Source organism: Micromonospora sp. NPDC005220 (assembly GCF_040607895.1).
Lineage (GTDB): Bacteria > Actinomycetota > Actinomycetes > Mycobacteriales > Micromonosporaceae > Micromonospora.
On the sequence record NZ_JBEXHP010000199.1, the window covers coordinates 1 to 5,494 of the forward strand.

Consider the following 5,494-nt stretch of genomic DNA (forward strand, 5'->3'; position numbering starts at 1 on the left):
GCCAGGCTCCCGCGCCGTCGGCTGGCCTGGCCTCCGCGCCGTCGGTCGCGGCGACGCCGCTCGCCGGGTCGGTGTCGGCGGGGCCCGCCGGGTCGGTGTCGGCGGGGCCCGCCGCTCTACGCCCACCGGCGAGCGTCGCGGTCGAAGCGGCGACCGAGCCGAAGCCGACCCGGGAGGACGCGCTCGGGAGCGGGACGCCGGGCCGACGCCCCGCACTGCTGGTCGGGGCCGGTGCGGTCGCCCTCGTCGCGTTGGTTGTCGCGGTGGCCGTGGTGGCGCTCCGACCCGAAGCGAAGCCGGGTTCGGCGGACCAGCCACCCGCGCTGGCCGGCGAGTCGGTGGCGGCCACCGACGCTGCGCTGCCGCCCAGAGACGCGACCACCACCGGACCCCGGCCCAGCGGAACGCCGGGCGCCAGCCGCACCGCGACGGCCGACCCGACCGTTTCCCCCGCCGACGCGACGACCAGCAGCGACCCCGCCCTCAGCGCGGCACCGGGCGGCACGCCGACCGGTACGACCGACAGTCGACCGACGCCCAGCCGCACCCCGTCCAGCCGGCCCAACCCGTACACGGCCGCCCAGGCGTGCGGCAGCGGCTACCAGGTGATCGACTCGGCGACGCTGACCGGCGGTGACGGGCAGCGCAAGGGCCGGGTCTTCCTGCTGTACCACGCGGGCACCGCCACCAACTGTGTGGTCACCCTCAAGGACACCGCGGTCGGTGCGAAGTCGGCGGCCTCGGCGTACCTGGAGGTGCAGGGTCGGGCGCGCAGCACCGACAGCGGGCCCTTCGACTACTACGCCGGGCCGGTGCGGGCCAGCGCCGCCGGAACGTGCGTCAAGTGGGGTGGCTCCACCGGCGGCGTCAGTTACGGCAGCGGGTTCGAACACTGCGACTGACCGCCGCACCGGCCGCGCCGTCACGCTGGTGGTTCCTCCGGCGCGACCTCGCGGCAGATGCGCCCGAATGGGGATCAGCCGACCTTCTTGTCGCTGACGAAGGCCCCGCGCGCCGGCACCGTGGTCGAACAGCCAGGGTAGATCTTGGACACTTTCCGTTCCGAGCTGACGGAAAGTGTCCAAGATTGCCAGCGGCGGCGGATGAAGCGGGCCGGGGTCGCGCCGCATTCGGGTCAGCGAACTGGACGCTTTCTCGCAATGGACGCGGAACGGACTTTCGATCTTCGGCAGGGTCGGGGCGACGTGCCCAGCCCCGAAGGATGAGAACTAAGGTACGGGCATGTCCGTAGACGGGTGGAACACGGTCCTGGTGCTCGGCGGTATCCGGTCCGGCAAGTCCGAGTTCGCCGAGTCCCTGGTCACCGACGCGCCGGTGGTCCGCTACGTCGCCACCGCGCCCGAGGGCGACCCGGAGGACACCGAGTGGGCGACCCGGTTGGCGAAGCACCGCGCCCGGCGGCCGGGCAGCTGGACCACCGAGGAGACCACCGAGGACCCGCGCCGGCTGGCCGACGTGCTGGCGTCCGCCGAGCCCAACGAGACGGTGCTCGTCGACGACCTGGGCGGCTGGGTGACGGTGCTGCTGGACCCGGACCACCAGCCCGCCGACGACGTGGCGACGATCGCCGAGTTGGCCGAGGCGATCCGCGGGTGCGCCGCCCGGGTGGTGCTGGTGAGCCCCGAGGTGGGCCTGTCGCTGGTGCCGACCACCCCGCTGGGCCGGGCGTTCACCGACGCGTTGGGCGCGGCCAACCGCGCGGTCGCCGACGCCTGCGACGCGGTCGCGCTGGTCGTCGCCGGTCAGCCGGTCTGGCTCAAGTCGGTCACCGGCGCGATCGAGGCAGCCGCTCCCGCCACCGCGACCGGGCCGAAGGCCACCCCGACCGAGCCGAAGGCCACCCCGACCGAGCCGAAGGCCACCGCGACCGCCACCGAACCGGTGGCGAGCCTGGCCGACACCGAGCCGCCCACCCCCGAGGTGCAGCTGCCCGACGTGCTGACCCATACGCCGCCGGCCGCCCCGACTGCGGAGCCGGGCAACCCGTGGGCCGCACCGACAATGGCGCTGCCGATGGTGGCCACCGGGCTGGTCATCCAACCCGGCATGGAGCTGCCGATGCCCGACGAGTACGCCGGCCCGCAGGCGGTGGACCGGCTGGCCACGCTGGACGTACCGGGCGCCGGGCTGGGCGTGCTGGACCGGGTGGTGAGCTTCGCCGCCGCCACCCAGGGCACCTCGACCCCCGCCGCCTGGGGCTCGGTGCGGGTGCTGCTGCTGCACGGCGACCACGCCGGCGGGGCGTCGGCCGGCACCGTGGCCGGTGAGTCGGCCCGCCGCGCCGCGCAGGCCCGCGCCGGCCGGGGCGCGTTGGCACGGCTGGCCGCCGAGAGCGGCGCCAGTCTCCAGGTGGTGGACACTCCGGCCTCCGCGCCGATCGAGGTCGAGCCGGCCCTCGCGCCGGAGCAGGTGGAGTCGGCGCTGCGCTACGGCTGGCGGTTGGCCGAACAGGCCGCCGACGCCGGCGTACAACTGCTGGTGCTCGGGGCGTGCGGCGCCGGCACCGAGGCGGCGGCCGCGGCGGTGCTCGCGGCGACCGCGGGCGCGGAGCCACCCGCGGTTCTGGGCCGGGTGATCACCGAGTCCGGCGAGATCGACGACGCGGCGTGGATGATCCGCTGCGCGGCGGTACGCGACGCGCTGCACCGCACCCGACGCTCGTCCCGGGGGGCCAAGGACATCCTGGCCGAGCTGGGCGGCGGCGACGTGGCCGTGGCCACCGGGGTGCTGCTCGGCGCCACCGCCCGCCGGGTGCCGGTGCTGCTCGACGGGCCGGTCGGGTTGGCCGCCGGAATGGTGAGCCGTGACCTGGCCGGGCAGGCCCGGCACTGGTGCCTGCTCGCCGACCACGGCGGGCACCCGGCCGTGCGACTCGCCGCCGACGTGCTGGGCCTCACCCCGCTGCTCGACCTGCGGCTGGATCTCGGCGAGGGGGCGAACGCGCTGGTCGCGCTGCCGCTGCTGCGCTCGGTGCTGGCGTTGTCCGCCGCGCTGCCGGTGCACCCGTCGCTGGGCGGCGCGGACGACACCGACCCGGCCGCCGACGAGTCGGAGTCCAGCGACCCGAGCTACGCCGACCCGGATCGCACCGAGCCCGACTCGACCGAGCCCGACTTCACTGAGCCCGACTTCGTCGAGCCGGAGCCGGCCGGGCCGGGCCCGGCCAGCACCGGGGCGGACGAACAGCCGGCGTCGGGCTGGCGTGCCGGCTGAGCCACGGCTTCTCGCCGGAGCCCGGCTGGCGGTCACCACGTTCACCACGCTGCCGGTGCGGGCCGGGCGCATCGATCGCCCGGTCGCCGGCACGGCGATGGCCCTCGCCCCGGCGGTCGGCGCGCTGCTCGGCGCCCTGCTGGCCGGTGTGCTGCTGCTGGCTGGCGCGCTCGCTCCCCCACTGGTGGCGGCCGGCGTGACCATCGGCGCCGCCGCGCTGCTCACCCGGGGGCTGCACCTGGACGGGCTGGCCGACACGGTGGACGCGCTCGGCTCGTACCGGCGGGGCGCGGCCGCCCTGGAGATCATGAAGAAGCCGGACGTGGGCCCGTTCGGGGTGGTCGCCCTGGTGGTCGTACTCCTGGTGCAGGCGGCGGCGCTCGCGGACCTGGCGGGTCGGTCCTGGCCGGCGTGTCTCGCGGCGGTGGTCACGGCGACCGCGGCCGGCCGGTTCGGTGTCACGGTGGCCTGCCGGCGGGCGGTGCCGGCGGCCCGACCCGACGGGCTGGGCGCGCTGGTCGCCGGCACTGTCGGCCCGGTGGCCCTGGCCGCCGGCGCGGTCGCCGTCGTGCTGCTGGCGGTGCCCGCGGTGCCGGGCCGTCCGTGGCAGGGGCCGCTGGCCGTCGTCGCCGCGATCGCCGTCGCGCTACCGCTGCTCACCCACGTGGTACGCCGGCTCGGCGGGATCACCGGCGACGTCCTCGGCGCGACCGTCGAGGTGGTCACCACGCTGGTCTACCTGGGTCTGGTGCTGTCCGGCTGAACCGGGCCCCGCAGGCCGGGTAGCGTTCGGCTCGACAACACCGGCGCGGCCACCACCGGGGGATCCCACCATGCTCATCACGGACGACTTCCTGCCCGTCCCGGTGCCGGAGTCGCTCAGCGCGACCTACCTGGTGCCGATGGTGGGGCTGCCGAAGGTCAGTGCGAAGACCGCGGTGGCGGCCCTGACCGGTCGGCTTGCCGAGCCGGTGCACGGGCTGGCCCGGCAGATGCTCGACAGCCCGCTGATGAGCGTCGACACCCGGCCGATCGCCGAGTTCCCCGAGCTGCCACCGGACCTGCTCACCGCGTTCGGCGCCACCGAGGAGCAGCTGGCCCGGCTGGCGGCGGCGACGCACCTGGTGGTCGTACAGGCCGAGTACCGGCCCGGCTGGCCGCCCGCACACGAGTGGGCCGCCCGGGCGGTCGCCGCCGCGGTGGCGGAATCCGTCGACAGCGACGTGGTGGACGTCTTCGGCCTCCAGTTCCTCGACCCGGCCACCGCGCTGCGCTCGCTCCCCGACGAGCAGGGCCGCATCCGACTCGTCGACTGGGTGCTGGTGCCGTACTCGTCCGACACCGAGGGCCTGTGGTTCACCACCAAGGGGCTACGTCGCTTCGGCCTGCTGGAGTTGCAGACCCAGGGGGTGCCCGACCACCTCACCCGCGCCTGGGGTGCGGTGATGACCGGGGCGGCCCGCCGGCTGCTGCGGGATTGGACCGACGGGCTCACCGGCGAGGAGGTGCCCGCGTTCGTGCAGCTGCCGGTGCTGGCCACGGTCACCGGGCACGACATCGCGGTGGCGTACGGCAACCCGGAGCAGCACGGTGCCACCGCCCCGGTGCTGCTCCGCCTCGAACTGGACCCGGCGACCGACCCGGAGGCCGACTCGTTCCTCAGCCTGCGCCCGCCGGCCGGGCACCCCGGCCCGGACGGGCGCTACTACGCCGCCGCCTGCGCGACCCTGTTCTCCGGGATCCAGCCGGACGTACGCTACGCCCGCTCCGGTGACGCGATGAGCCGTGCGGTCGCCACCGCCCGGGCCGCGCTGGGGGACGCCCGCGCCCGCTTCGTCGCCGGCCAGCTCCCCGCCGAGTCGCAGCTGGTGGTGAAGTACGGCCTGCCCGGAGACGACGGCCCGGAGTACGTCTGGGCGGGCGTCACCTCGTGGGAGACCCCGGAACGGATCGTCGGAGTGAGCGCCAGCGACGCCGCTACCGACGAGAGCGTCCGCATCGGCGCCCCCGTGGTCGTGGAGACGTCCGACGTGGTCGACTGGGCCGTCCTGGACGCGACCGGCGTCATCGAAGGCGGCTGGACCCAAGCAGTCCTGGACTCCGGCGAACCCCCCACCCCAACCCCCTAACCCAGACCACCCTCCTCCCCCCGCCCCGCGACCGCCCCGCCTGCCCCGGTGATCAAGAGGTTTGCGTCATCCACGGGCGAAATTTTGACGCAAACCTCTTGATCACCGCACGCACACCCAGGGGCCTACGC

3 protein-coding genes and 1 pseudogene are annotated in these 5,494 nt (G+C 75.6%); all 4 read left to right on the forward strand.

What is annotated here, in order from left to right; translation table 11 throughout:
• A pseudogene (locus ABZU52_RS31740) lies at positions 1-902 on the forward strand (hypothetical protein); the annotation flags it as partial.
• A 340-nt stretch (positions 903-1,242) separates the two neighbouring features.
• Positions 1,243-3,234: a bifunctional adenosylcobinamide kinase/adenosylcobinamide-phosphate guanylyltransferase gene (locus ABZU52_RS31745; protein WP_354974605.1), complete on the forward strand. Its 1,992-nt coding sequence runs from the start codon at positions 1,243-1,245 to the stop codon at positions 3,232-3,234.
• Entirely contained in the window at positions 3,224-3,997 is a 774-nt protein-coding gene (locus tag ABZU52_RS31750; RefSeq protein ID WP_354974606.1) for an adenosylcobinamide-GDP ribazoletransferase, read from the forward strand. Before ABZU52_RS31745 ends, ABZU52_RS31750 begins: the two co-directional genes overlap by 11 nt.
• A gap of 70 nt (positions 3,998-4,067) precedes the next feature.
• A complete protein-coding gene (locus ABZU52_RS31755) occupies positions 4,068-5,363 on the forward strand; it encodes a DUF2314 domain-containing protein (protein ID WP_354974607.1) in 1,296 nt (431 codons plus the stop codon).
• Positions 5,364-5,494: the final 131 nt, after the last annotated feature.

What these genes read in the sequence shown, in the direction of transcription:
- ABZU52_RS31755 (WP_354974607.1), top strand. Translation starts at nt 4,068, where the DNA reads ATGCTCATCACGGACGACTTCCTGCCCGTCCCGGTGCCGGAGTCGCTC.
- ABZU52_RS31745 (WP_354974605.1), top strand. Translation starts at nt 1,243, where the DNA reads ATGTCCGTAGACGGGTGGAACACGGTCCTGGTGCTCGGCGGTATCCGG.